The organism is Actinoplanes cyaneus, from assembly GCF_016862095.1.
GTDB classification, from domain to species: domain Bacteria; phylum Actinomycetota; class Actinomycetes; order Mycobacteriales; family Micromonosporaceae; genus Actinoplanes; species Actinoplanes cyaneus.
Genome location: NZ_BOMH01000041.1, coordinates 35,531 through 58,686 on the forward strand (window position 1 = coordinate 35,531; position 23,156 = coordinate 58,686).

The 23,156-nt window shown below is 71.3% G+C and carries 26 protein-coding genes; 12 read left to right on the forward strand and 14 right to left on the reverse strand.

The features are described 5' to 3' along the window. Positions 1–28 precede the first annotated feature (28 nt). Together Acy02nite_RS27380 and Acy02nite_RS27385 are read right to left on the reverse strand one after the other, a co-directional pair. Positions 29–577 (reverse strand): hypothetical protein, encoded by a 549-nt coding sequence (locus Acy02nite_RS27380; protein WP_203745634.1) that lies wholly within the window; start codon positions 575–577, stop codon positions 29–31. 60 nt (positions 578–637) lie between these two features. Continuing rightward, positions 638–1,462 (reverse strand): helix-turn-helix transcriptional regulator, encoded by an 825-nt coding sequence (locus Acy02nite_RS27385; protein ID WP_203745636.1) that lies wholly within the window; start codon positions 1,460–1,462, stop codon positions 638–640. Between the two features lie 101 nt (positions 1,463–1,563). On the opposite strand from Acy02nite_RS27385, the gene Acy02nite_RS27390 reads away from it, so the two are divergent. After that, positions 1,564–2,259: an SDR family NAD(P)-dependent oxidoreductase gene (locus tag Acy02nite_RS27390; protein WP_203745646.1), complete on the forward strand. Its 696-nt coding sequence runs from the start codon at positions 1,564–1,566 to the stop codon at positions 2,257–2,259. Between the two features lie 111 nt (positions 2,260–2,370). On the opposite strand, the gene Acy02nite_RS27395 is transcribed toward Acy02nite_RS27390, so the two are convergent. Next, a complete protein-coding gene (locus Acy02nite_RS27395; protein WP_203745655.1) occupies positions 2,371–3,453 on the reverse strand; it encodes an FAD-dependent oxidoreductase in 1,083 nt (360 codons plus the stop codon). 82 nt (positions 3,454–3,535) lie between these two features. Here Acy02nite_RS27395 and Acy02nite_RS27400 point away from each other — a divergent pair, with 82 nt between their 5' ends. Continuing rightward, complete coding sequence (locus Acy02nite_RS27400) at positions 3,536–4,168, forward strand: TetR/AcrR family transcriptional regulator (protein ID WP_203745658.1); 633 nt, start codon at positions 3,536–3,538, stop codon at positions 4,166–4,168. On the opposite strand, the gene Acy02nite_RS27405 is transcribed toward Acy02nite_RS27400, so the two are convergent. Then, positions 4,169–4,996: an AraC family transcriptional regulator gene (locus tag Acy02nite_RS27405; RefSeq protein WP_307872297.1), complete on the reverse strand. Its 828-nt coding sequence runs from the start codon at positions 4,994–4,996 to the stop codon at positions 4,169–4,171. It abuts the gene before it with no gap. A gap of 26 nt (positions 4,997–5,022) precedes the next feature. On the opposite strand from Acy02nite_RS27405, the gene Acy02nite_RS27410 reads away from it, so the two are divergent. Further along, positions 5,023–5,529 carry a VOC family protein gene (locus Acy02nite_RS27410; RefSeq protein ID WP_203745666.1) on the forward strand — a complete coding sequence of 169 codons (507 nt, stop codon included), beginning with the start codon at positions 5,023–5,025 and terminating at the stop codon, positions 5,527–5,529. Between the two features lie 19 nt (positions 5,530–5,548). Here the strand turns inward: Acy02nite_RS27410 and Acy02nite_RS27415 are convergent, their stop codons facing one another. The 8 genes from Acy02nite_RS27415 to Acy02nite_RS27450 all read right to left on the reverse strand — a co-directional run bounded on the left by Acy02nite_RS27415 (position 5,549) and on the right by Acy02nite_RS27450 (position 12,810). After that, positions 5,549–6,718 carry a zinc-dependent alcohol dehydrogenase gene (locus Acy02nite_RS27415; RefSeq protein ID WP_203745668.1) on the reverse strand — a complete coding sequence of 390 codons (1,170 nt, stop codon included), beginning with the start codon at positions 6,716–6,718 and terminating at the stop codon, positions 5,549–5,551. Next, the gene (locus Acy02nite_RS27420) at positions 6,715–7,143 is read right to left on the reverse strand and encodes a hypothetical protein (protein WP_203745669.1); all 429 of its coding nucleotides are present in this window, start codon (positions 7,141–7,143) and stop codon (positions 6,715–6,717) included. The genes Acy02nite_RS27415 and Acy02nite_RS27420 overlap by 4 nt, the downstream gene beginning before the upstream one ends. Before the next feature lie 183 nt (positions 7,144–7,326). Beyond that, a complete protein-coding gene (locus tag Acy02nite_RS27425) occupies positions 7,327–7,530 on the reverse strand; it encodes a hypothetical protein (RefSeq protein WP_203745671.1) in 204 nt (67 codons plus the stop codon). Further along, on the reverse strand, positions 7,531–7,737 hold the full coding sequence (locus tag Acy02nite_RS27430) for a helix-turn-helix transcriptional regulator (protein WP_239175252.1): 207 nt from the start codon (positions 7,735–7,737) through the stop codon (positions 7,531–7,533). It lies immediately after the preceding gene. Positions 7,738–7,834: 97 nt separating this feature from the next. Continuing rightward, positions 7,835–9,070 carry a helix-turn-helix domain-containing protein gene (locus tag Acy02nite_RS27435; RefSeq protein ID WP_203745673.1) on the reverse strand — a complete coding sequence of 412 codons (1,236 nt, stop codon included), beginning with the start codon at positions 9,068–9,070 and terminating at the stop codon, positions 7,835–7,837. Between the two features lie 303 nt (positions 9,071–9,373). Continuing rightward, on the reverse strand, positions 9,374–10,537 hold the full coding sequence (locus Acy02nite_RS27440) for an MFS transporter (RefSeq protein ID WP_203745675.1): 1,164 nt from the start codon (positions 10,535–10,537) through the stop codon (positions 9,374–9,376). 69 nt (positions 10,538–10,606) lie between these two features. Continuing rightward, a complete protein-coding gene (locus tag Acy02nite_RS27445) occupies positions 10,607–11,014 on the reverse strand; it encodes a metallophosphoesterase (RefSeq protein ID WP_203745677.1) in 408 nt (135 codons plus the stop codon). Between the two features lie 71 nt (positions 11,015–11,085). Continuing rightward, positions 11,086–12,810 (reverse strand): GAF domain-containing sensor histidine kinase, encoded by a 1,725-nt coding sequence (locus Acy02nite_RS27450; protein ID WP_239175253.1) that lies wholly within the window; start codon positions 12,808–12,810, stop codon positions 11,086–11,088. Between the two features lie 207 nt (positions 12,811–13,017). Between Acy02nite_RS27450 and Acy02nite_RS27455 the strand changes: the two genes are divergently transcribed. The 4 genes from Acy02nite_RS27455 to Acy02nite_RS27470 are packed head-to-tail and all read left to right on the forward strand — an operon-like array spanning position 13,018 to position 16,606. Next, positions 13,018–14,304, forward strand: coding sequence for a YncE family protein (locus tag Acy02nite_RS27455; protein WP_203745678.1), 1,287 nt, complete (start codon positions 13,018–13,020; stop codon positions 14,302–14,304). A 39-nt stretch (positions 14,305–14,343) separates the two neighbouring features. After that, complete coding sequence (locus tag Acy02nite_RS27460) at positions 14,344–14,916, forward strand: RNA polymerase sigma factor (protein ID WP_239175254.1); 573 nt, start codon at positions 14,344–14,346, stop codon at positions 14,914–14,916. 17 nt (positions 14,917–14,933) lie between these two features. Next, positions 14,934–15,752: a zf-HC2 domain-containing protein gene (locus Acy02nite_RS27465; protein WP_203745680.1), complete on the forward strand. Its 819-nt coding sequence runs from the start codon at positions 14,934–14,936 to the stop codon at positions 15,750–15,752. Further along, on the forward strand, positions 15,749–16,606 hold the full coding sequence (locus tag Acy02nite_RS27470; protein ID WP_203745686.1) for an ABC transporter ATP-binding protein: 858 nt from the start codon (positions 15,749–15,751) through the stop codon (positions 16,604–16,606). Before Acy02nite_RS27465 ends, Acy02nite_RS27470 begins: the two co-directional genes overlap by 4 nt. A gap of 229 nt (positions 16,607–16,835) precedes the next feature. Here the strand turns inward: Acy02nite_RS27470 and Acy02nite_RS27475 are convergent, their stop codons facing one another. Further along, on the reverse strand, positions 16,836–17,111 hold the full coding sequence (locus Acy02nite_RS27475; protein ID WP_203745688.1) for a hypothetical protein: 276 nt from the start codon (positions 17,109–17,111) through the stop codon (positions 16,836–16,838). A gap of 14 nt (positions 17,112–17,125) precedes the next feature. Here Acy02nite_RS27475 and Acy02nite_RS27480 point away from each other — a divergent pair, with 14 nt between their 5' ends. Beyond that, positions 17,126–17,725: a hypothetical protein gene (locus tag Acy02nite_RS27480; protein WP_203745690.1), complete on the forward strand. Its 600-nt coding sequence runs from the start codon at positions 17,126–17,128 to the stop codon at positions 17,723–17,725. Between the two features lie 21 nt (positions 17,726–17,746). Here the strand turns inward: Acy02nite_RS27480 and Acy02nite_RS27485 are convergent, their stop codons facing one another. Next, positions 17,747–18,838: a LacI family DNA-binding transcriptional regulator gene (locus Acy02nite_RS27485; RefSeq protein ID WP_239175255.1), complete on the reverse strand. Its 1,092-nt coding sequence runs from the start codon at positions 18,836–18,838 to the stop codon at positions 17,747–17,749. Between the two features lie 294 nt (positions 18,839–19,132). On the opposite strand from Acy02nite_RS27485, the gene Acy02nite_RS27490 reads away from it, so the two are divergent. The 4 genes from Acy02nite_RS27490 to Acy02nite_RS27505 are packed head-to-tail and all read left to right on the forward strand — an operon-like array spanning position 19,133 to position 23,144. Next, the gene (locus Acy02nite_RS27490) at positions 19,133–20,191 is read left to right on the forward strand and encodes a sugar ABC transporter substrate-binding protein (protein ID WP_203745692.1); all 1,059 of its coding nucleotides are present in this window, start codon (positions 19,133–19,135) and stop codon (positions 20,189–20,191) included. A 58-nt stretch (positions 20,192–20,249) separates the two neighbouring features. Beyond that, complete coding sequence (locus Acy02nite_RS27495) at positions 20,250–21,317, forward strand: ABC transporter permease (RefSeq protein WP_203745694.1); 1,068 nt, start codon at positions 20,250–20,252, stop codon at positions 21,315–21,317. A 52-nt stretch (positions 21,318–21,369) separates the two neighbouring features. Then, positions 21,370–22,185 carry an ATP-binding cassette domain-containing protein gene (locus Acy02nite_RS27500; RefSeq protein ID WP_203745696.1) on the forward strand — a complete coding sequence of 272 codons (816 nt, stop codon included), beginning with the start codon at positions 21,370–21,372 and terminating at the stop codon, positions 22,183–22,185. Beyond that, positions 22,182–23,144 (forward strand): carbohydrate kinase family protein, encoded by a 963-nt coding sequence (locus Acy02nite_RS27505; RefSeq protein ID WP_203745698.1) that lies wholly within the window; start codon positions 22,182–22,184, stop codon positions 23,142–23,144. The genes Acy02nite_RS27500 and Acy02nite_RS27505 overlap by 4 nt, the downstream gene beginning before the upstream one ends. Positions 23,145–23,156 lie beyond the last annotated feature (12 nt).

Sequence of the window (23,156 nt, forward strand, 5' to 3'; positions counted from 1 at the left end):
AATCCCCGTCTTCAGGACGGAGAGGAGGTCAACGGAGAGCGCGCGTGCGCCGCGAGTACGAGTGGGTCGCGACGGCCAGCGCGACGACCCAGACGATGAAGTGCGGAATCCCGTAGACCCCGGTCCACGGGCTGAAGATCGCCTCGGGCGCGCCCCACTGCACGAACGTCAGGACCAGCGCGAACACCGTGTACGCGGAGAGCGCCACCACCAGTCCGTACCCCGGGACGATCAGCAGCAGGCGCGGCACCCGCCGGCCCGCGAGGCCCGGAACCCAGCGCGGGAGCACCAGCCCCCAGGGCCGGATCAGCGCGAACGCCAGCACCGCCGGGAGCAACGCCAGCGCGTTCAGCGTCCACAGATAGGTGCCGCCCCCGTCGGCGTGCCACACCTCGAACCGCTCCCTGTCGGCGAACAGCGGGATTCCCGCGGCCCACGCCACGTGCAACGGCATGAACCCCACCGTCGCCGCCAGGGCCGCGACCCACCCCGCCAGCACGGCCCGCCGTGACGGAGGCGGCACCGCCTGCTCCGCGGCGCCGGCCGACCGGTTCGTGACGTCCCCGTTCAGACTCATCGACCCAGTCTGATGGAGAGCGCCGCGGCCCGTTGCCCCGTGATGCCGGGGCGAACGAGCTCATCCGACCGGCTGGGAGACCAGGGCGCGCACCTGCTGGAAGCGCGCGGCGTCCACGCTGCCGGGCACCGCCGTGTACGCCAGGATGCGCAGATCCGTGCCGACCACGGTGAACACGTCGCAGTCGAGGGTGATCGGGCCGACGACCGGGTGCGTGAACGTCTTCAGCCTGGGGCGCTCGCCGACCATCACGCTTTCCGCCCACATCCTGGCGAACGGCGCGCTGACCTGCTCCAGCCTCGCCACGAGCGAGCGCACCTCCGGATCCCGCGGGTAGCGCACGTGTGTCGCCCGCAGGTCCGACACGAGACCGCGCCGCAGCTGATCCCGCTCGGCCGGGGTGCGCACGGCACAGAGCTCGGAACCGGTGAACTCCTCGAAGATCAGATTCCGGGACGGGTCCACCTCGCCGAGCAGCGCGACCCATGTCGGATTCGCCGTCAACAACTTCCAGTACGACGTGTAGACGCCGACCGCCGCGTCGGGCATGCGGGCGACCAGACGCTGCACGCTGCCCGGGATGTCGGTCGGCACTGTCCTCGGCAGGGGCGCGGGCAGGCCGGCCGCGACGTAGAGCTGGTCACGCTCGAGGGCGGTCAGCTGCAGCACCCGGGCGAGGGCGGCGACGACCTGCTCCGACGGGCGGTCGGCCCGGCCCTGCTCGAGCTGGGTCACGTAGTCGGCGGACAGGCCGGCCAAGATCGCCACCTCCTCCCGGCGCAGGCCGGGTGTCCGGCGACGGCCGGCGGGAAGGCCCGCGGCGGCCGGTTGGAGACGGGCTCGCCACGCTCGCAGAAGGGCGGAGAAGCCGCCGGGTTGGCTCACCGCGCAACCTTAGTCCGGGTTCTGCGGCCCTGGGTGGTACTGCTGGTCATAGGGAGAACGGTCTTACGACGCCCCGCCGGAATCGTGTGAGGGTTACCGGCATGACGACGACATTCATCACCGGCGGTAACAAGGGACTCGGCTACGAGACGGCTCGGCGGCTCAAGGAGCTCGGTCACCAGGTGGTTATCGGTGGCCGCGACGCCGGCCGGACGCGGGAGGCCGCGGAGACCCTCGGCGTCGACTGGGTCGCGATCGACGTGACCTCCGACGAGTCGGTGGCCGCGGCCGCCGAGCAGGTGCGGGCCCGGTTCGGCGGCCTGGACGTGCTCATCAACAACGCCGGGGTCTCCGGTTTCATCGGTGACATGGCGAAGTTCGACGGCCCCGAGGTCCTCTCCGTCCTGGACACCAACACGGTCGGCCCGGTCCGCACGATGCACTCCTTCCTCCCCCTGCTGCAGGAGTCGTCGGCGCCCGTCGTCGTCAACGTCAGCAGCGGTCTCGGCTCGTTCGGCGTGCGGGCCGACGAGTCCAAGGTCGAGCACTCGGTTCCCTGCCTGGGGTATTCGGCGAGCAAGGCCGCCCTCACCATGCTGACCACGGTCTACGCGCGCTTCCTCCCGGCTCTGCGGATCAACGCGGTCGACCCGGGCTACACCGCGACCGACCTCAACGGCCACTCCGGCCCGCAGACCGTCACGGAGGGCACCGACGCCATCGTCGCGCTCGCCACGATCGGCCCGGACGGCCCGACCGGCACGTTCAGCGACCGGCACGGCGTGCTCCCCTGGTGAGCCGGTAAGGGCCGGCCCATCAAGGGCCGGCCGCCCGCAAGTCGACCCGCCAGAGGCCGGCCGCCTGCAACCCGACCATCAGGGGCTGGCCGCAAGCCGGCCCATCAGGGGTCAGCCGCCCGCGAGCCGGCCCATCATGCGCACCGAGTTCTCGACGGTGTCAAAGCCGCGCGGGAGCATGACCCTCTCATAGTCGGCGACCGCGTCGAGCAGATCCTTTCCGGACAGCAGCTCGGCGGCGAGGGTCGCGGCGTCCTGCAGGGCGGCGTTGGCGCCGACGCCCCCGGCCGGCGGCATCGCGTGAACCGCGTCGCCGAGCATCGTCACGGGACCGGATCGCCACGGCTCGATGCGGTCGCTGGCACGCAGGGTGATCGGGAAGAAGGAGGTGCTGTCGCCGTACGCGACAAGGCTCTTGATCGTCGGGTGCCAGCCGCTCGTCGCCTCGATCACCATGGCGTGCAGGTCGCCGCCGACTCGGTCCGGTGTCGTGACGAGGGCGATCATCAGGTATCCACCGGGGCGATCGCGGTAGCGCACCGGGGCGAAGCCGGCGCCGGCGCCGTTGTCGCCGGCGACCCAGCAGAACCCGCGGTTGAAGTCGGCCGGGATCAGGGGCTCGGTCGCGGCGTCGATCGGCATCCTTCCGTAGACACAGCGCAGACCGAGATCCCGGGGACCGGGGCCCGGAGCCAACTGCCGCCGGACGGCCGAGCCCACCCCGTCCGCGCCCACGAGCAGGTCGCCCTCGTCGGAGCCGCCCTCGGCGAACTCGACGCGGACCCGCCCCGCATCGGTCACCTGGTAGGCGGCGACCGTCCGCCCGAAGAACACCCGGTCGTCGAGCCCGGTCAGGAGCCCACGCCGGAACGTGTCCCGGTCCACGTTGCTGAGGTCGCTCGGCGGGATGCCGGGGAACTCCTGCGCGAAGACCCGTTCGAGCCGCTGTGTGAAGGTCGCGACCAGGTCCCCGTTCACGCCGCTGGTGTCACGGACCCGGTCGAGGACCGCGGGCGGCAGGCAGGCGCGCAGAGCGGCGTTCCCGTTCGCGTCGATGTGGATGCGATACCCCTGGTCGCGGGTCTGCGGCGTCGGGTCCTGCTCGTGGACGACGACGTCGACGCCGCCCTGTCGCAGCGCTTGCGCGAGGGCGAGACCGCCGATGCCCGCCCCGCTGATCAGTACTCGTGTCATGCCGGGCAGGCTATCAACCATATGCATGCTCGTGTCAATCAGATGATTACTTGATTGTGTCAGGTGGGCGTATGATCGACGCGTGACATCACCACGTCCGCGCAGGTCACCAGCACCGCAGAACCGGCAGCGCGACCCCGAGCGCACCCGCCAGAAGATTCTGGAGGCGGCCGCCGCGGAGTTCGCTGAGCACGGCTACGCCGGCGCCCGCACCAGGGCGATCGCGTCCCGGGCGGGAGTGAACCAACAGCTCGTGTCGTACTACTTCGGCGGCAAGGAGGGCCTCTACCGCGCGATGTCGGAGCGGTGGGCGCAGCGCCGCGAGGAGTTGGCGCCGCCCGGGTCGTCGATGCCGGAGCAGTTGCGCGGCTACGCGATGGAGACGCTGCGCGACCCCGCCGGGGTGCGCATGTTCGCCTGGAGCGGCCTGCAGTGGACCGGCCCGGACGACGACCCGGACCGCGACACCCGCACCGAGATGCTCGGCGGCAGCGTCACCCAGCTGCGGGCCCTGCAGGCGGCGGGCCGGCTGCCGGCCGAGCTCGACCCGGTCTGCCTGGAGATCATGCTGATGGCCGCGTGCATGGCGACGACCACCCTGCCGCACGTCATCGAAGGGCTGGTCGGTGCCGACCCGCGCTCCCCCGAGTTCGTCGAGCACTACGCCAGACAGGTGGCACTGCTCGCCGAGCACATCGGCCTCGGCGACACCTGATCAGTCGCGGACAGCCTCGGGTTCGGCCTCCTGCCGGTAACCGCTCAGGGTCAGGCCGAGGACCGAGCGGAACTCGTTGGCCAGGTGAGCGTGGTCGCTGTAACCGAGGTCGGCGGCAACGTCGGCCAGGCTGGTGCCCGGCTCGGCCCGTACACGTGCGGCAGCCTCCTGCAGGCGACGGCGCCGGATCATCGTGAGCGGGGACAGGCCGACATAGCGCGACGCGAGCCGTTGCAACGAGCGGGCCGAGAGGTTCAGCCGCTCGGTGGCGTCCTTGACCGTCCGGATCGAGGGATCCGTATCGATGACGTCGGCCATCCGGTTGGCCAGCAGCGCCTCCTGATCCGGCGCCGGGATCTCCGCGGCCAGCCAGGTGCTGAAGGCCTCGATCGCGTCGCGGTGCCGGGCCGGCGCGTCACCCGGGCCGGACATCGCCCGGCACACCACCTCGTGCAGGACCGGGAAATCCATCTTCTGGTACGTGTCCCGCAGCGCCGCCGGATCCGCGACCAGGTGCGGCACCGCCGCCGGGCGCAGCAGCGCGCCGACGCCCCACCCGGTTCCGGTGAGGTCGCGGTAGGAGCTGCGCGTCGTCGGCCCGGAGAACCCGACCAGGTCCGGCTCGACGACGAGGTTGCTGGCGGGAAAGGCGATCAGGTGCTGGCGGGAGGTGCGGCCGGGCTGGAGCTGCCACTCCGGGATCCAGAACCACCGCACGAGCTGGGCCACCGCCTCGGGTGGCGGGAACCGGTCGAACGTCGGCAGCCGCGCGGGGTAGAGAATGCCACGCGGCGCGGTCTTCTGTCGCGAATCTTCAAGCCGCTCCACTCCGGGCATACCTACGATCCTGACCTATGAGTGAGACGACCAAGGCCGCGGACGGCCAGTACACCACGAACGGCACCCCGCACGGCGCGACGGCACTGACCCCTTTCCTGGTCATCCCGGACTCCCGCGGGGCCATCGACTTCTACACCAGGATCTTCGGCGCGCGGGTGGTCGACGTGACCGAGTTCGGCGACGTGGTCGCGCACGCCGTGCTCGACTTCGGCAACGGCCTGCTGCAGCTGGGTGAGCCGCAGCCGGACTACGGACTGATCGCGCCGCCCGGCGGTGACCAGGACTGCTACTCCATGGGCCTGTACTGCCCGGACGTCGACGACGTGGTGGCCCGGGCCGAGGCGGCCGGCGCCGTGGTGCGGGAGGCGCCGGCCACCTTCGTCTCCGGTGACCGATTCGCGAGCATCCGGGATCCGTACGGCATCCGCTGGTCGGTCATGACCCGGGTCGAGGACCTCTCCGAGCAGGAGAGCGCCCGCCGGGTCGCCGAGTGGGCCGCTCAGCAGAGCCAGCCGGCGTGACCCGCCGGCAGCCGGGGCGTCACGGAAGGAAGACCGCGCGGACGCAGCCGTCCTCCTTCTCCTTGAACATGCGGTAGCCCTCCGGCGCCCGGTCCAGCGGCAGCACGTGGGTGGCCAGGTGCTCGGTCTTCAGCTCGTCCTTCGCCATCCGGTCCAGGAGCATCGGGATGTAGCGCTGGCCGTGCATCTGCGCGCCCCGCACCGTCAGGCCCTTGTTCATCAGGGCGCCGAGCGGGAACTTGTCGACGAAGCCGGCGTAGACGCCGAGCACGAACACCGAGCCGCCCTTGCGGCAGGCGTGGATGGCCTCGCGGACCGCGATCGGGCGGTCGGTCTGCAGGCGCAGTTGCTGCTTGATCTGGTCGTACCCGAAGTGCGGCCCGGGCGCGTGCGCCTCCATGCCGACCGCCTCGATGCACACGTCCGGGCCCCGGCCGCCGCTGCGTTCGCGCAGCTCGGCGGAGACGTCGGTCTTCTCGTAGTTGATCGTCTCCGCGCCGATGTGCCGGTCCACCTGCTGCAGCCGGTTGTCGAGGCGGTCGATCACGATCACCCGCTCGGCGCCGAGGAGCACCGCCGCGCGGGCCGCCATCTGGCCGACCGCGCCCGCACCCCACACCGCGACGACGTCGCCGGGCTTGACCCCGCCCAGGTCGGCGCCCATCCAGCCGGTCGAGGCGGAGTCGGAGGCGAACAGGGCGCGCTCGTCGCTGACGGCCTCCGGCACGGTGAACGCGCCGACGTCGGCGAACGGCACCCGGATGTACTCGGCGTGACTGCCGGCGTTGCCACCCATCGCGTGCGAGTAACCGAAGCAGCCGCTCGGCGCGTGCCCCCACAGCGACTCGGTGATCGCCGGGTTGGTGTTGCCGTTGTCGCAGAGCGAGAAGAGCTTCTGGTCGCAGTACCAGCAGTTGCCGCACGAGATGAACGACGACACGACGACCCGGTCGCCGACCCGGTGGTTACGCACGTCCGGCCCGACCTCGACGACCTCGCCGAGGAACTCGTGCCCGAGCACGTCACCCTTCTCCATGAACGGGATGTACCCGCCCAGCAGGTGCAGGTCGGAACCGCAGGTCACGCTCTTGGTGACCCGCACGATCATGTCACCGGGGTTGCGCAGCTCCGGGTCCGGCACGGTGCCGACGGCGAGCTTGTTGACCCCCTGCCACTGCAGCGCCTTCACAGCAGACCTCCCTCGCGGCCCTTGCGGGTGGCCGTCTGCAACGGCCGGTTCAGCAACGTCGGCGTCGTCGTGGCGGGGCCCGACGGCAGCAGCACGTCGCCGGTCTCGATCAGCGAACGGGTCTCCCGCAAGGCGCGACGCACGTCACCGTCGGTCACCGAGGAGCCGTCGGGAATGCGTACGGCAATCTCCGTTCCCCGATCTCCCGGAGCGGCCCGCAGGCTGATCTCGACGCCGTCGGCGATCTCGCGCAGCGAGCCGGGCAGCTGGGTGGCCTGCAGTTCGTCGATAGGCTTGTAAACGGTCAGAACATGAGTGCGATGTGCCGCGGGCCCGCGGGCGGCGCGGCGCCGTGCGGCAGCCACCGCGACGGTGCCGGCGGCCAGCGGCGCGGCGATCAGAAGCGCTTTTCCGGTACGTCCCATGCGCTCCCCGATTCCACAGGAACCGGCACCTAAACCCTCGCCCCCCGACCAGCCCGCCACCGCCGCTGTCAGCAGTCGTCAGAACTCACATCAGGCTGCACCGACGCCCGCACAGCTCGACCACCGTTGTTGATGGTGATCAACGCTTCGAGGCGGCTCGGGAAGGCACTGGATCGTCCGGCTTCACAAGAGCCTGGAGCCGACGGTGTCCGGATTCGCTTCCGAGGCGTCGGGGAGGACAATGCCGTGGTCGACCAGGAACTGCCGGATGGTCCTGGCGAGCGGTTCGATCTCGTGTTCCTCAATAGAGGCATAGTGGTCGGCGAGCAGTAGGTCGGCGACGTTGCCGGCGGCACGCCACAACGGTTGGTCGATCAGCATCGACATTCATCTCCTCTCACCGGGGTCGCGGTAGGTGCGTAGCCAGGACTCGATCTCGGTGGTTCGCCAGACCCGCCCCATGCGCAGCGACGCCACCGGTGCGGGGAAGTCGGGGCGTTCGGCGAGTTGCTGAATGCGCTGGCGCGACAGGCCCATCCGGACCGCGATCTCCCGGGCGCCCATCAACGAAGAATCGGCTGCCGCGTCGGTCATCGTCGACAGCCGTCGCGCAGAACATCCTGTCCGTGCTCCGAGGCCATGGCAGGACGCTATGTCGACCGACCATTCCGAACGGACAGGAAACTGTCCCCTATATGAGCAACCCGATCTGATCGGCCAGATCAGTTGCGTCTCGGCGCAAGCTGTCCGGTTCCTTGGTGAATTCCAACGTCATCCGGCGCGCGTGCCCGTTGTAGCGGATGGTCTCCGGCGCGGCCACATACGCATCCTTGAGCGTGCGGAGCGCTGCTGCCTTGTCTCCCACCAGTTCCCACGCACGCGCAACCTCGATCAGGTGCCGGCCGCGGCGAGGCTGGGATGGAATCGCCAAGTTGCTCGCCTTTGTTGCCTGCCTGCGAGCCTCGGCGCCTTGTCGCGCCTCGACCGCGATCGTCACGGCGTGGGCTGACATGATCACCCGGCTGAAGCTCGTCATCGGCTCGTAGAAGCTGATCGGGAGTGTTCGCGCGATTCTGTCGGCCTGTTCCCACCACCACCACGCGGTGCCGTACTGGCCCGCGCGGGCCGCCGTGTAAGCCAACTCGTGATGAAGCGCTCCCCAGACAGCCCGAAGATCGTCATTCTCGGTGTTTGCCATGCGAGGCTTCAACGCTTCCATGCCTTCACGGTTCACCGCCTCTGCCGCATCGAAGTCGCCGGCGTCTCGATGTGCCTGGGTGGCGAGCCAGATGGCACCGGCCAGTGCGCGGGCGTCGTCGGACTCCTCGGCCGCCATGAACGACCGCTCGACGAGGCGCCAGAGCAGGCTGGCATCGGGTTGGTAAGCAACGAAGAACTGCGTCAGGTTGTAGACCTGTGCCAGAAGAGCAAGTGCTCGCCGGCGATCTGCACCGTCAAACTCCCGCGCAGCAAGCCGGGCATCCCGGATGAGGTCGGGCAGCAAGGAGCCCAAGACGGTGCGGTGATCAGGTGAGGCGTGCCTGGCCCTCCAGGCTGCGACGAGCCGCTTCTGAAGATCGTCCAGCGACGGCGGCGCCTCAGCATTCCGCAGGCCGACGGCATTGACAGCGGCACGGACGGCAGGAAGGGCCGGGTGTCCTGGTCCGCGGAACGTCGTCACGGGCATCGGCTCACCGCCGGTCAGCTGAGCCAGATCCCGCACCCTGAGGACCTCCGCCAAGCTGATCACGGTGGGGAGCTTGAGCTGCTGAATCTCGCCTCGCTCAACAGCTTTCACCCACCGCCCGCTCTTACCCACGAGGCCGCCGAGAACATCACGAGTGAGGCCGCGTCGCTGCCGATGGAACATGATCCTCTGCCCCGTACTCAGCGCCGGGTCTTCCGGATCCGGTTCAGCTTCTCGCATCAGGAACAGCCTCCTCGGGCGTCGCTGTTTCCAGGCTACGGCCTGGCGCTTGCGGGCCGCCCAACGAGTTATCGCCGATCGAGAACAGGACATCGGGGCCCGGCTGGTGCTCATCGTGGTAATGCGCCCCCGGCAACACCACTGTGGCGACCAGCCCGCGCCTCACGGCTGGTGTCCACGGTGGTTGTCGCGGCCGATGACCACGGTCAGAACCAGCGCGCTTTCGGCTGGCGTTCACCGTGGTTGTCCGGGCGCCAGAACCACGGTGGCGGCCAGCCTGCGGCAGGCTGGAACCGCGTCGGCCTACGGCTCCCGGCGCAGGTTGCGGACGGCCGGGAAGCACAGCAACGCGACGCAGCCGAGGACCCCGACCACTGCGGAAGCGCCGAGCACGCGTTCGGCCCCGACAGCGGCGGCGACCGGCCCGGCCAGCGACTGGCCGATCGGGAGGCTGCCGTCCGAGCCGAACACCTCGTAGGACGTGACCCGGTTCAGCATCGCCGGGGGGACCCGGGTCTGCACGGTGGTCTGCCACATGATCGACCAGAACGCCCAGCCGAACCCGCTGACCGCGGCAGCGAGCAGCAGCAGCGGCAGAACCGTGTGCAGGGCGATCGCCAGCGGCAGCAGCGCGTACCCGAACATCATCGCGGCGCCGGCGACGAGTGGGCGCCGTGGCCTGGCGCGCAGCGCGACGAGACCGCCGAGGATGGTGCCGGCGCCGACCGCGGACTGCATCCAGCCATAATCGGCGGGCTTCACCACGACGGCGGCCAGCGGCACCAGCGGGCCGAACAGGAAGATGCCGAACACGACCCAGACCAGGATCACGCTCCACAGCCAGGCGCGCGACCGGAACTCGCGCCAGCCGGCGACGAGGTCCTTGGCGGTCGAGGTGCCGGTGCCGCGGACCCGCTCGATGCGCAGCCCGGCCAGGCAGACGGCGCTGATCGCGAACGTGGCGGCGTCCACGGTGTAGACCGGGCCGGCTCCGAAGAGGGCGAACAGAACACCCGCCGCGGCCGGTCCGAGCAGTTCGGCGATCGCGTTGGCGACCCGGATGGTGCCGTTCGCCCGCTGCGGGTCGGAGGTCACCAGCGGCACGATGCCGTTCACCCCGGGCTGGAACATCGCCGTGGCCGAGCCGGTGACCGCCGAGCACGTGACCAGCAGCCACAGCGGCGGTGTGCCGGTGAAGAACGCCACCGCGACGACGCCCTGGCTGATCACCCGGACCAGGTCGGCGCCGAGCATCAGCGGGCGGGCGCCGATCCGGTCGGCGAACACGCCGCCGAACAGGATGAGGCCCAGGAACGGGACCATCCAGGCGGCCAGCACGACCCCGACCCCGGTGGCACCGTAGACCTGGCCGATCGCCAGGGCCGCGGCCACCATCAGCATGGCGTCGCCGAACACCGAGACCGCTCGGGCGACGAAGTAGCGGGTGAAGGTGCCGGTCCACAACATCGGCCCGATCGTTACCCCGGGACCTCGCCGGTTACGCACAGCAGACGGTCAGCCGGTCCGGTGGGTTGATCACGCTCCTTGGGCGCCGGTCTCGTAGGCGACTCGCCCCGTCTCCGGGTCACGCGTGTGCAGCGTGTGCAGCACCGGCGAGTGCGGGCCGCCGAGGTCGACCAGACTCGCCGACGCGCCCCGGACCGCCCGGACGGTGCTCAGCGGGGCGGTCGGGTCGATCCGGGTGACCACGCCGGGCGTCGCCCACACCGCGCGCGCGAAGCCCCCGATCAACTGCCAGGCTTGCGCGTACGCCTCGGAAGTCCCGTCGTCGGCCACGTCCCCGGTGACCACGACCGCGTCCAGCTCGCGCAGCTCACCGCAGTCGCGCAGCATCAGCCGCAGCGACGCCGCGGGGTCGACGCCGTAGTGATTGGGCCCGGCGTCCCGGGTCAGATGGGTGTCGGACAGGTGAAGTATCCGCATACCGGCACGCTACGGGCCGGCCGGCAGCACGGTGAAGCACCAATCGATCGGCGGTGGCCCTTCGGCCCCGCTCAGGAGCCGAGCGGGACCCGCCAGGTCACCACGGTGCCGGAGCCGCCGGAGCCCGGGCCCAGTTCGAGGCTGCCGCCGAGATCCTCCGCACGGCCCCGCACGTTGATCAGACCGCCGCGGGCCTTCGCCGGGTCGGTGCCGACGCCGTCGTCCTCGACACAGAGCACCAGCTCGGCGGCGCTCGCGGACAACGACACCCGGACGCCGGTGGCCCCGGCGTGGCGGGCCACGTTCGACAGCAGCTCCCGGAGCACCGCGAGCAGATCGGGCACGACATCGTCGGGGACGACGCTGTCCACCGGGCCGTTGGTGTCCAGGACCGGCCGGAAACCGAGCTGCCCGGCGGCCTCCTCGGCCACCTGATGGATCTCACCGCGCAGGGACGGCCCGGCCGGGGCGCGCAACTCGAAGATGGAGCGGCGGATGTCGCGGATCGTCGCGTCGAGGTCGTCGACGGCGGCGTTGATCCGCCTGGTCGCGTCCGGACGGGTCACCTGGTGCACCGTGGCCTGCAGTTGCATGCCGGTGGCGAAGAGCCGCTGGATGACCACGTCGTGCAGGTCGCGGGCGATGCGCTCGCGGTCCTCGAGAACGGCCAGTTGCTGGCGCTCCTCCTGGGCACGTGCGCGCTCCAGCGCGAGGGCCGCCTGACCGGCGAAGGTGGACAGCAGCACGGCGTCCTCGTCACCGGCCGTCTGGCCGGCGGGCTGGGTGACGATCAGCACGCCCTGCAGCGCGGCGGCGCCGGTGAGGGGCGCGGCAAGGGCCGGCAGCGCGGGGACCTCGCCCGGCCAGTCGGCGATCGCGCGCAGGTTCTCCACCGCGCGGTAGCCCTCCTGCCCGAGGGCCGTGACATCGGCCGGGTCCACCGGGACGAACTGCCCGGTCAGCCGGGCACAACCCGGGTCGGCGCCCTCGGCCACCTCGATCACGTACCGGCTGTTCGGCTCCTCGTAGAGCAGGACCAGGACGAGCTCGGCCGCCGCCACCTCGCGGGCGCGCCGGGCGATCAGCCGGAGCGCCTCGGTGCGCTGGACGGTGCCCAGCAGCACGCTGGTGATCTCGGCGGTCGCGGCCAGCCAGCGTTCCCGGCGCTGGGCCAGCTCGTAGAGGCGGGCGTTGTCGATGGCGATGCCCGCGGCCGCGGCCAGGGCGATCACGATCTCCTCGTCGTCGTCGGTGAACTCGGCGGCGCCCTGTTTCTCGGCCAGGTAGAGGTTGCCGAAGATCTGCTCGCGGGTGCGCACCGGCACGCCGAGGAAGCTGTGCATCGGCGGATGGTGGGGCGGGAAGCCGAACGACCTCGGGTGCTTACGGATGTCCGGCAGGCGGACCGGTTTCGGGTCGCTGATCAGCAGCCCGAGCACCCCGCGGCCGTGCGGCAGGTCGCCGATCCGGGCGTGCGCGGCCGGGTCGATGCCGTGCGTGACGAAGTCGGACAGGCTGCTGTGGTCGGGCGCGAGCACGCCGAGCGCGCCGTACTTCGCGCCGACCAGGGCGCACGCCGCCTCGACGATCCGCCGGAGCGTGCTGTTCAGATCCAGGTCGGTGCCGATGCCGACGACCGCGTCCAGGAGCGCGCGCAGCCGCTCGCGACTGGCCACCACCTCGCCGACGCGGTCCAGCATCTCCTGCAGCAGCTCGTCCAGCCGGACCCGGGACAGCGGGGAGAGACCCAGCGACAAGGGTTCCGGGCGCTCGCCCCCACCCGTCTGCTCGATCATGACGACAGCCTAGCGGGACCGTTCGTACCCGGAAATCGGCGTGCTGGTCAGGCGAGGCGTTTGTGCGGGCACTGACGCGAGAAGTTTTCATTCCAGCGCATTGTGATCTGGGCCACCCCGGACCTACCATCCAGTAACGTCAATGGGAACACCGCGGGGTTTCGCATTCCGGGCATCGTCCTGCTCACCCAGCCACCGGGAGAACACATGCGCTCCACCACCACCGCGGCCGGAGGGGCCGCCACCGGCCACCTCTGGCGGCTGCTGGGCGCGGCTGCCGCAGCCGTCGCGCTCGGCGCCACCGCCACCACCTCGATCGCCTCCGCAAGCCCGGCGTCCACCGCCGCCGCGCTGCGCGAGGTCATGTTCGTCGGCAACAACTGGGAGGGCACCGCCGACGTCATCAACTCCCGCGGCGACTTCGCCAAGATCGGGCGGATCAACGTCGTGCCCGACAAGAGCCAGCGACTCGCCGAGATCTACCTGAACCCGATCAAGCTGATCTACTTCCTGGGCATCCGCTCCGGGCCCGGCGAAGGCCACGACCAGCTCGTCGACGACCTCTACTCCACTCCGGACGGCACCGCCCTGGTGGCGTCGCGACCCAGCTTCGCCGACGTCGTCTCGGTCGACCTGGCCACCGGAAAGCTCAAGTGGCGGTTCCCGGTCTCCGGCTACCGCGCCGACCACATGGCCGTCTCGCCCGACGGCACCAAGGTCGCGGTCTCCGCCTCCACCGCCAACACCGTGCACGTGCTCGACATCAACACCGGCGCCCAGGTCGGCTCGTTCGCCACCGGTGACAAGCCGCACGAGAACGTCTACACCGACGGCGGCCGGTACCTGTGGAACATGTCGATCGGCAACGTCGAGACCGACCTGGACAGCCCGGGGTGGGACTGGACCAAGGGCGACCGGCACATCACCGTGGTCGACACCAGCACCTACCGGGTGGTCAAGACCATCGACATGCGCGCGCGGCTCGACGCGTTCGGCCGCTCGGACCTGTCCAACGCCGTACGGCCCGCGGTCTTCAGCCCCGACTCCGGCAAGCTCTACTTCCAGGTGTCGTTCTTCAACGGCCTCGTCGAGTACGACGTCGCCACCGACAAGGTCACCCGGGTCAAGACGCTGCCGAAGAACCCGGCCACCAGCGACGACCGGACCACCTACGTCAACGACTCACGCCACCACGGCCTGTCCATGAGCCCCGACGGCAGCAAGCTGTGCGTGGCCGGGACGATGGACGACTACGCCACCGTCGTCGACCGCGCGAGTCTGCAGGAGGGGCCGCAGGTGCCGGCGTCCAAGCCGTACTGGGCCACGGTCAGCGGCGACGGGCGCAACTGCGTCATCTCCGAGAGCGGCGCCGACCAGGTCACCGCCATCGACTTCGCCACCGGGCGCAAGGTCGTCTCGGTGCCGGTCGGTGACCACCCGCAGCGGGTACGCCTCGCCCACGTCCCGGCCGGCTGGACCGGCCCGGCCGCCTGACAGTGAACGCTTTCGCGCGCCGGGCGCGATAGTCCGAGTGTGCGCGGGAAGAGAACGAGACCGGAAGAGGCGGCCACCGCCCGCAGCAGCGACACCGAGCTGCTGCGGGCGGTGGCCGCTGGGCAGGTCGAGGCGCTGCGAATGCTGCACGGCCGGCACGCGCCCTGGCTGCGCGCGCGGCTGGCCCGCCGCTGCGCCGACCCGGACGTCGTCGACGCGGCCGTCCAGGACACGTTCCTGGCACTGTGGAAGGACGCGCACCGCTATCGCGACACCGGCCGGGACCCGGCCGCCTGGATCTGGACGATCGCCGTACGCCGGCTGATCTCCGCCCTGCGCGGGCCGGGGCACCGCTGGCTGGGCGCGGCCACAACGCCCGGCGACGAGAGGGTCTCACCGTCGCCGGAGGAGCTGGTGCTGCTGCGCGTCGAGCACGGCGATCTCGGCGACGCCCTGAACCGGTTGCCGCCCGAGCTGCGCGCGGTCATCCAGGCCACCGCTCTGGACGGGCTGACCGTCCGGGAGGCCGCGCGCCTGCTCGGCGTGCCGGAGGGCACCGCGAAGACCCGGCTGATGCGGGCCCGCGCGCGACTGCGGGAGCTGCTGGCATGACGGCGCGAGGAGAGGCCATGCCCTGGCACGTGGACGAGCCCCTGCTCGAGGCCTACCAGCAGGGACGGCTCGACCCGAGCCGGGTGATGGCGGTCGACGCCCACCTGCAGGCCTGCCCGGCGTGCCGGAGCGCGGTGCCGGCCGACGCCGAATGGCTCGACCGCAGCTGGGAGGCGGTCCTGGACCTGATCCGGACGCCGGCGCCCGGTCCGGTCGAACGCGCGGCGGAACGCGCCGGCCTGCCCGGGCACCGGCTGCGACTGCTGGCCGCCACCCCCGCGTTGCGATGGTCCTGGCTCGCGGCGACCGTCGCGGTGCTGACGTTCGGCGTGGTGGCGGCGTACGCCGGGGATGCCCGGACGTCCCTGACGTGGTTCCTGGTCGCCGCTCCGCTGCTGCCCGTGCTGGCGGTGGCGACCGCGTACGGGCCGCCGTTCGATCCGATGCACGAGATCACCTCGATGACCCCGTCGGCCGGACCGGCGCTCGTGCTCTGGCGCGCGACCGCCGTGGTCGGGGTCTCCATGGCGCTCGGCCTGGTCGCCGCCGCCCTGCTGCCGGGCCCCGGCTGGTACGCGGCGGCCTGGCTGCTGCCCGCGTTCCTGCTGAGCGTCGGCACCCTGGCGCTGGCGACGGTTCTGCCGTTGCCGGTGGCGGCGGGACTCCTGGCCACGGGCTGGGTGATCGTGGCCGGCGGAGTGTCGATCGCCGGGGAGGCGGACCTGCCGGTGGTCTTCGGCCCGGCCGCCCAGTCCGGATACCTGCTGGCGGCGGCACTGGCCGCCGGCGTTCTGACCCGGCGACGCCGTCGCCTCGACCCCGGAGAGTCGCGATGACCACCATACGGATCACCGGTCTCGGCAAGCGGTACGGCGCGACGACGGCGCTGGACGACCTCGACCTGACGATCGGCCGCGGAGTGACCGGGCTGCTCGGCCCGAACGGCGCCGGCAAGACCACCCTGCTGCGCTGCCTGGGCACCGCGCAGGCCCCGGACAGCGGGCGGATCGAGGTGTTCGGGCTGAACCCGGCGGTGGCCGCCGAGCGCACCGCGCTGCGCCGCCGCCTGGGATACCTGCCGCAGTCGCCCGGCCTCTATCCGAACTTCACCGCCGCCGCCCTGCTCGACTACGTAGCGGTCCTCAAGGAACTGACCGGCACCCGGCAGCGGCGTGCCGAGGTCCGCCGGGTGCTCGACGAGGTCGGCCTGACCGACCGCGCGCGTACGAAGGTCCGCAAACTCTCCGGCGGCATGCGCCAGCGGCTCGGCCTCGCGCAGGCCCTGCTCGGCACACCCGACCTGCTGATCCTCGACGAGCCGACGGTCGGCCTGGACCCGGAGCAGCGGATGTTCTTCCGGGCGCTGATCTCACGGCTGGGCGAGACCCGGACGGTGCTGCTCTCCACCCACCAGACCGAGGACGTGAGCGCGCTCTGCGAACGGGTGATCGTGCTGCGCGCCGGCCGGGCGGTCTTCGACGGTACGCCTCGTGAGCTGGCCGCCTTGGCACAGGGACAGGTGTGGCTGTCCGCGGATCCACCGGCCGGCGGCTCGATGTACTGGCGCACCGCCGACGGGGATTACCGGACCCTGGGCGTACGGCCTCCGGGTGGCGCCGCCGTGCGCCCATCCATCGAGGACGGCTATCTGACGCTGCTGGGCCCCGACGCCGCGACGGCGGTCCGATGACGGCGACCCTGCAGCGGCCGGGGACCCGGACCCTGGCGTGGACCGAGGTGAAACTGCTGCTGCGCGACCCCGTCCTCTGGGCGGGAGTGGCCGTCACGACAGGCCTGTGCACCACCTGGCTGTGGAGCACCGAGCCGGCCGGAGCCTCGGTGCGCACCGACACCGGCCTGGCGGCGCTCGTGCTCGCGGGCTTCCTGATCGTTCTCGGACATCTCGCGGCGTCACGCGATCACCGGCACGGCGCGCGGGAGGCCGCGGCGGCGCTACCGGTGCGGCCCGCCCGGCGGACGGTGGCGCTGCTGACGCTCGTACCGGCGGGTGGCCTCGCGGGTGCGCTCTGCCTCGGCCTCGAGCTGCTGACGCTCACCCCGGCGTGGCCGGCCGGCACGGTGCGGGCCGGGTCGGCGCTGGTGGCGGTGATCGTGCCGATGGCCGGTGCGGCGATCGGCGTCGCGGCCGGCACCTGGCTGCCGTCGGCGGCAGGCGGTGCGCTGACCCTGTTCACGGCGGCGGCCGGGCTTGCTGGCGCCGCTGATCCGGGCGGTGCCCGGGCTGCCACTGCTGGCGGCGATCGCACTGGCCGCGACGGGGATGCTGCCCGCGCTGCTGGGCGCCGCCGTCCCGGCCGCCCAGGTGTGGGGGTTGCGGATCGCGGCTCTCCTGCTCGGCGCCGGGGCCAGTTTCGCGATGGTCGACCCGATGGCGCCGGTGACCGTCACCGCCACGCCGCGGTGGCTGCGGCAATGGCTGCGGTTCACAATCGTGGCGGTCCCGGCGGGGCTCGTCTGGGCCGGCCTGTGCCTGCTGGCGGTGGCCGCGATGCCACTGGACCGGCCGCCCCTGCCGGTGGCCGGCCTGGCGATCGAGGCGGCGGTGTGCGTGCTCGGCGGGCTGACCGGCGCTGCCGTCGCGAGCCGCGCCGGTAGCTCGGCCACGACGGCGCCGGCCGGTCCGGCGTTCCAGGCGGCCCTGGTGGTCGCAACGTTCTTCCTGCCGGGCCGCTGGTCACCGTGGGCGCTGCCGGGAGCGGCGACCTGGACCGCCGTGCACCTCGGCTGGTGGGCGGCGCTGCCGGTGCTCGTCGCGGTGCTGGCAGCGGCGAATCGCGAGGCACGGTGACGGCGCGGGCGGCCCCGTCGCTCAGAGCGGCTGACCCGACCTGCCACTGAGGAGCTGCGGGCTCGGCGGCAACTCGCCCGAGCCGCGGCGGATGAGCTCGGTAGGAATCCAGAACGTGCCGGGCTCGCCGGTGTCCCCGTCGAGACGGCGGAACAGTGCCGCGGCGGCGGTGCGACCCATCAGTGCGGGATTCTGCGCCACCACGGTGACAGCGGGCTCGAGCAGGTCGGCGAGCGGGAAGTCATCGAAGCCGATGAGCGCGACGGCGCGGTGCAGCCCGAGCCGGCGCAGAGCCCGCACCGCTCCGATGGTGACGAGGTTCTGGCTGCTGAACAGGGCGGTGGGCGGGTCCGGCCGGTGGAACAGGCTCATGACCGCCGTTTCCGCGAGCGCCGCTGTGTGCAGGCCGTGGGTCACGAGGGTCGGGTCCACAGTGAGGCCGGCCTCGGTCACGGCGGCACGATAGCCCTCGTAACGGTGCTGAGCCGTCGAGATGTGGAAGTGGTCGCCGAGATAGGCGATGCTGCGATGCCCGTGGGCGAGCAGATGCCTGGTGGCCTCGCCGGCCCCGGTCACGTTGGTGGTCAGGACGGTGTCCGCGGCGAAGCCCTGCCCGGGCCGGTCGACGAAGACCACCGGGGTTCCCGGCGGGAGCTCGGCGCCCAGGTAGCTGTGGTCGGCGCTGACCGGAGCGATGATCACGCCGTCGGCGCGACGCATGGCGAAGGTCTGGACGAGCTCGCGCTCCCGTTGCGGGTCCTCGTCGAGGCTGCCGGTGAGGACCTGCATCTTCCGGGCCCGCGCCTCGTCCTCGATGACCCGGTGCAGGGCGGAGGAGAACGGGTTTCCCACGTCCTCCAGCAGGAGGGCGATCGTGTCCGTGCGGCGATCACTGCGCCGGAGCGTGCTGGCGCCGATGTCGTGGTGGTAGTTGAGAGCCGCGATGGCGGTCTGCACCTGAGCGGCCAGATCCGGGGAGACGCTGCGCACCCCGTTGACGACCCGCGAGACCGTTTTGAGGCTGACTCCCGCGGCGCGGGCGACGTCGTTCATGGTCGGCCGGGCCTTGCCGGGCTGTTCACCGCCGGATGCCGGCTCGCCGAGGGCTTGCACGTTGTTCCTCCTTGACGACGGCCGACGCCGAAGCCTATCCGGGGACCCTAATGAGACAACGTTGTCCGACGCCAGACCCGCGCGTCCGGCAGTCTCCGGATGATCCAGCGCGCCGACAATCAGGCCGCCCGGCGGTTGCACCAGGTGACGAGCTGCTGATGGAAACCGATCAGACTTGTGGTGTTGACAACATCGGAACTCATCGCGTGTACTCGCAGACAACGTTGTCCCGGCCGGTCGTCGATGGCCGGACATCTCCCCTCAAGCCCTTTCCACTCCGAACCAGGAGCCGTCATGACCCATGTCCTGAACAGCCGCCGCCGGCGCCTCGCCGTCGCCGCCGCAGCCGTGTGCGCGCTGACGAGCACCGCCTGCAGCACGCCGCAGAGCTCGGCGAGCGGCGGAAAGCCGATCGTCGGGCTGATCACCAAGACGGACACCAACCCGTTCTTCGTGAAGATGAAGCAGGGCGCTCAGGACGCGGCCGGTCAGCAGGGCGTCGACCTGCAGTCGTTCGCCGGCAAACAGGACGGTGACAACGAGGCGCAGGTCCAGGCGATCGAGAACCTGATCTCCGCGGGCGCGAAGGGCTTCCTGATCACGCCCAACGACTCGAAGGCCATCGTCCCGTCGATCGACAAGGCACGGCAGGCCGGCATGGTGGTGATCGCCCTGGACACCCCGACCGACCCGGCCAGTGCCGTCGACGCGACGTACGCGACCGACAACTACCGGGCCGGTCTGCTCATCGGCCAGTGGGCCAAGGCCAAGTTCACCAAGGAGGGCAAGCAGGCCAGGATCGCGCTGCTGGACCTCAACGCCAACCAGATCTCCGTCGACGTGCAGCGCGACCAGGGCTTCCTGGAGGGCTTCGGCGTCGACGTGAAGGACAAGGCGAAGATCGGCGACGAGGCCGACCCGCGGATCGCCGGCCACGACGTCACCGACGGCGCCGAGGACGGCGGGCGCACCGCGATGGAGAACCTTCTGCAGAAGGATCCGTCCATCAACCTGGTCTACACCATCAACGAACCCGCCGCCGCCGGGGCTTTCCAGGCGCTCAAGGCCGCGGGCAAGGAGAAGGACGTGACCATCGTGTCCGTCGACGGTGGCTGCCCGGGCGTGAACAACGTCGGCTCGGGAGTCATCGGCGCCACCTCCATGCAGTTCCCGCTCAAGATGGCGTCGATGGGCGTGGAAGCCATCACGAAGTTCGCCAAGGACGGCACGAAGCCCGCGGCCTCGGCCGGCAAGGACTTCGTCGACACCGGGGTCCAGCTCATCACCGACCAGCCGCAGGACGGCGTCGAGGCCAAGGACTCCACCTGGGCCAAGCAGAACTGCTGGGGCTGATCTCGCTGCTCGCGCCCCGAGTTCCCGTCCACCCCACAAGGCATGAGGAGTGCCGACCATGACCACACCCTCGTCCACCGCAAGCGCGCCGGCGCCCGTACCCGCGAAGAGCGACGCCGCGGCCAGACCGGACTTCGACGACAACCGCACGACCTCGGCCCGGGCACGCGTTCAACAGCTGCTGCACGCCAACCCGACCCTGGGGCCGCTGGCCGTCCTGGTCCTGGCAGTCATCGCGTTCACCGTCTCGAACCCGCGATTCTTCTCCGCCCCCAACCTGTCACTGGTGCTGGCTCAGGTCACCGTGATCGCCGTCCTGGCGCTGGGGCAGACGCTGATCATCCTCACCGCCGGCATCGACCTGTCGGTGGGAGCCATCGCGGTCTTCTCCTCCATCCTGATGGCCTCTCTCGCCGTCAAGGCCGGGCTGCCCGGGCCGGCTGCCCTCGTGGCGGGCCTCGTACTCGGCACGGCGATGGGCGCGCTCAACGGCTTCCTGGTCACCCGGATCAAGCTGCCACCGTTCATCGTCACCCTCGGCACGCTGACCATCTTCTTCTCGCTGAACTCCGTGGTCAGCAACAGCGAGACGATTCGCGGCGCCGACATGCCGGGGCTGCTGACCTGGACCGGCACGGCGATCCCGATCGGTGGCTTCCGGCTCACCTACGGTTCGATCATCATGCTGCTGCTGTTCGCACTCGTGCTCTTCGCGTTGCGCAACACCGCCTGGGGCCGGCACGTCTACGCCACCGGCGACGACGGGGAAGCTGCCCGGCTCGCCGGCATCCGGACCAGCCGCGTGCTGCTCTCGGTCTACACCGTCGCCGGCGCGCTGTACGCCGTGGGCGCCTGGATCCTGATCGGGCGACTCGCCTCGGCCAGCCCGAACGTCGGCACCGACTACAACCTCGACTCCATCACCGCGGTCGTCCTCGGTGGCGCCAGCCTGTTCGGCGGTCGCGGGGGTGTGCTCGGCACGCTGATCGGAGCGCTCATCGTCGGCGTCTTCCGCAACGGCCTGCAGCTCGCCGGCGTCGAGGTGGTCTGGCAGGGCTTCGCCATCGGCCTGCTCGTCCTGGTCGCGGTCTCCCTCGACCAGTGGATCCGGAAGGTCAAGGCGTGACAGGGCTCGCCGCGAACGCCATCACCAGGCCGTCAGGAAGAGGAGGAAGACGATGACCGCTCCCGAGACCACCCAGGAGCACGGGTCACCCGGGCCCACCGCGCCCGTGCTGCAGGCCAAGGGACTGATCAAGAGGTACGGGCGGGTCGTCGCGCTCGGAGGCAGCGACCTGGAGCTCTACCCCGGCGAGATCCTGGCCGTCATCGGCGACAACGGGGCCGGCAAGTCGAGCCTGATCAAGGCGCTGTCCGGCGCGCTGGTCCCGGACGAGGGCGAGATCCACCTCGACGGTCAGCGGGTGCGCTTCGGCAACCCGATGGACGCCCGCAAGGCCGGCATCGAGACCGTCTACCAGACCCTCGCCGTCGCCCCTGGCCTGGACATCGCCGACAATCTGTTCCTCGGGCGCGAGCAACGCCGCCCCGGCCTGCTCGGCTCGGTCCTGCGGATGCTCGACCACAAGCACATGCGTTCCGAGGCCCGGCGGCACATGAACGAGCTCGGGGTGGCCACCCTGCAGAACATCGGCCAGCCCGTCGAATCGCTGTCCGGCGGCCAGCGCCAAGCCGTCGCGGTGGCCCGCGCCGCCGCCTTCGGCAGCAGGGTCGTCATCCTCGACGAGCCCACCGCCGCTCTCGGCGTCAAGGAGGGCAACCGGGTGCTGCAACTGATCCGCGAGGTCCGCGACCGTGGTCTGCCGGTCATCCTGATCAGCCACAACATGCCGCACGTCTTCGAGGTCGCCGATCGCATCCACATCCAGCGGCTCGGCCGCCGGGCCACCGTGATCACGCCGCGGTCCCACTCGATGGCCGAGGCGGTCGCCATCATGACCGGCGCCGTTCCCCCGCCACCGGCGGTCGCATGAGCAGCCCCGGGCGGTACGCCGCCGTCCTGGGCGAGGCACTGGTCGACCTGCTCGACACCACCGTCGGCGGCGAGCGCGTGTACCGCCCGGCGATCGGCGGTGGCCCGCTCAACGTGGCCGTCGGGGTGACCCGCCTCGGCGGTGCCGCGCAGTTCGTCGGCACCCTGAGCGAGGACGTGTGGGGCGACCGGATCGAGGCTTTCCTCACCGGCGCCGGCGTCGGGATCGACGGGGTGCGCAAGGTCGGGGCGCCGAGCAGCCTGGCGATCACCACCCACGCCGGAGCAGAGCCCGAGTTCCGCTTCTACGGCACACCCCCGTCGTACGCCCTGTTGCGGCCCGTCGACCTGGACCTGCCCCTGCTGCGGGGCGCCGCGGTGCTCTACACGGGATCGATCAGCCTGCTCAGCGAGCCTTTCCTCGACGCCGCCCGGCAGGCCTGGGCGCTGCCGGGCCCGCTGAGGGTCTTCGACCCGAACGTCCGTCCGGCGCTGGTGCCCGACCGGGAGGCCGCCGCCGCGCTCCGTGACCTCGTCGAGCAGTTCGCCGCCACCGCGGACCTGGTCAAGCTGAGCGAGGCCGACGCGCGGCTGCTGTACGAGGGCGCCACGGTCCGCGAGGCCGCCGACCGGCTCCGCGAGGCCGGCGCCGCGGTGGTGGTCGTCACCCGTGGACCGCAGGGCGCCTGGGTGGCCACCGCCTCGGGAACCGTCGCCGTTCCCGCGCCCGCGGTGACCGCCGTCGACGCCACGGGCGCCGGTGACTCGGTGATGGCAGCGCTCGTGTCACGTCTGCTCACCGACGGGCCCGCCACCGATCTGGCCGGCTGGGAGAACGACGTCACGTTCGCCCTCGCGGTCGCCGGACTGGTCTGCGAACGGCCGGGAGGCGCCGCGGCGATGCCCACCCTTGACGAGGTCGCCGCCCGCTGGACCACCGCGTCATCCCTCCTGCACTGACCCGTCCACACC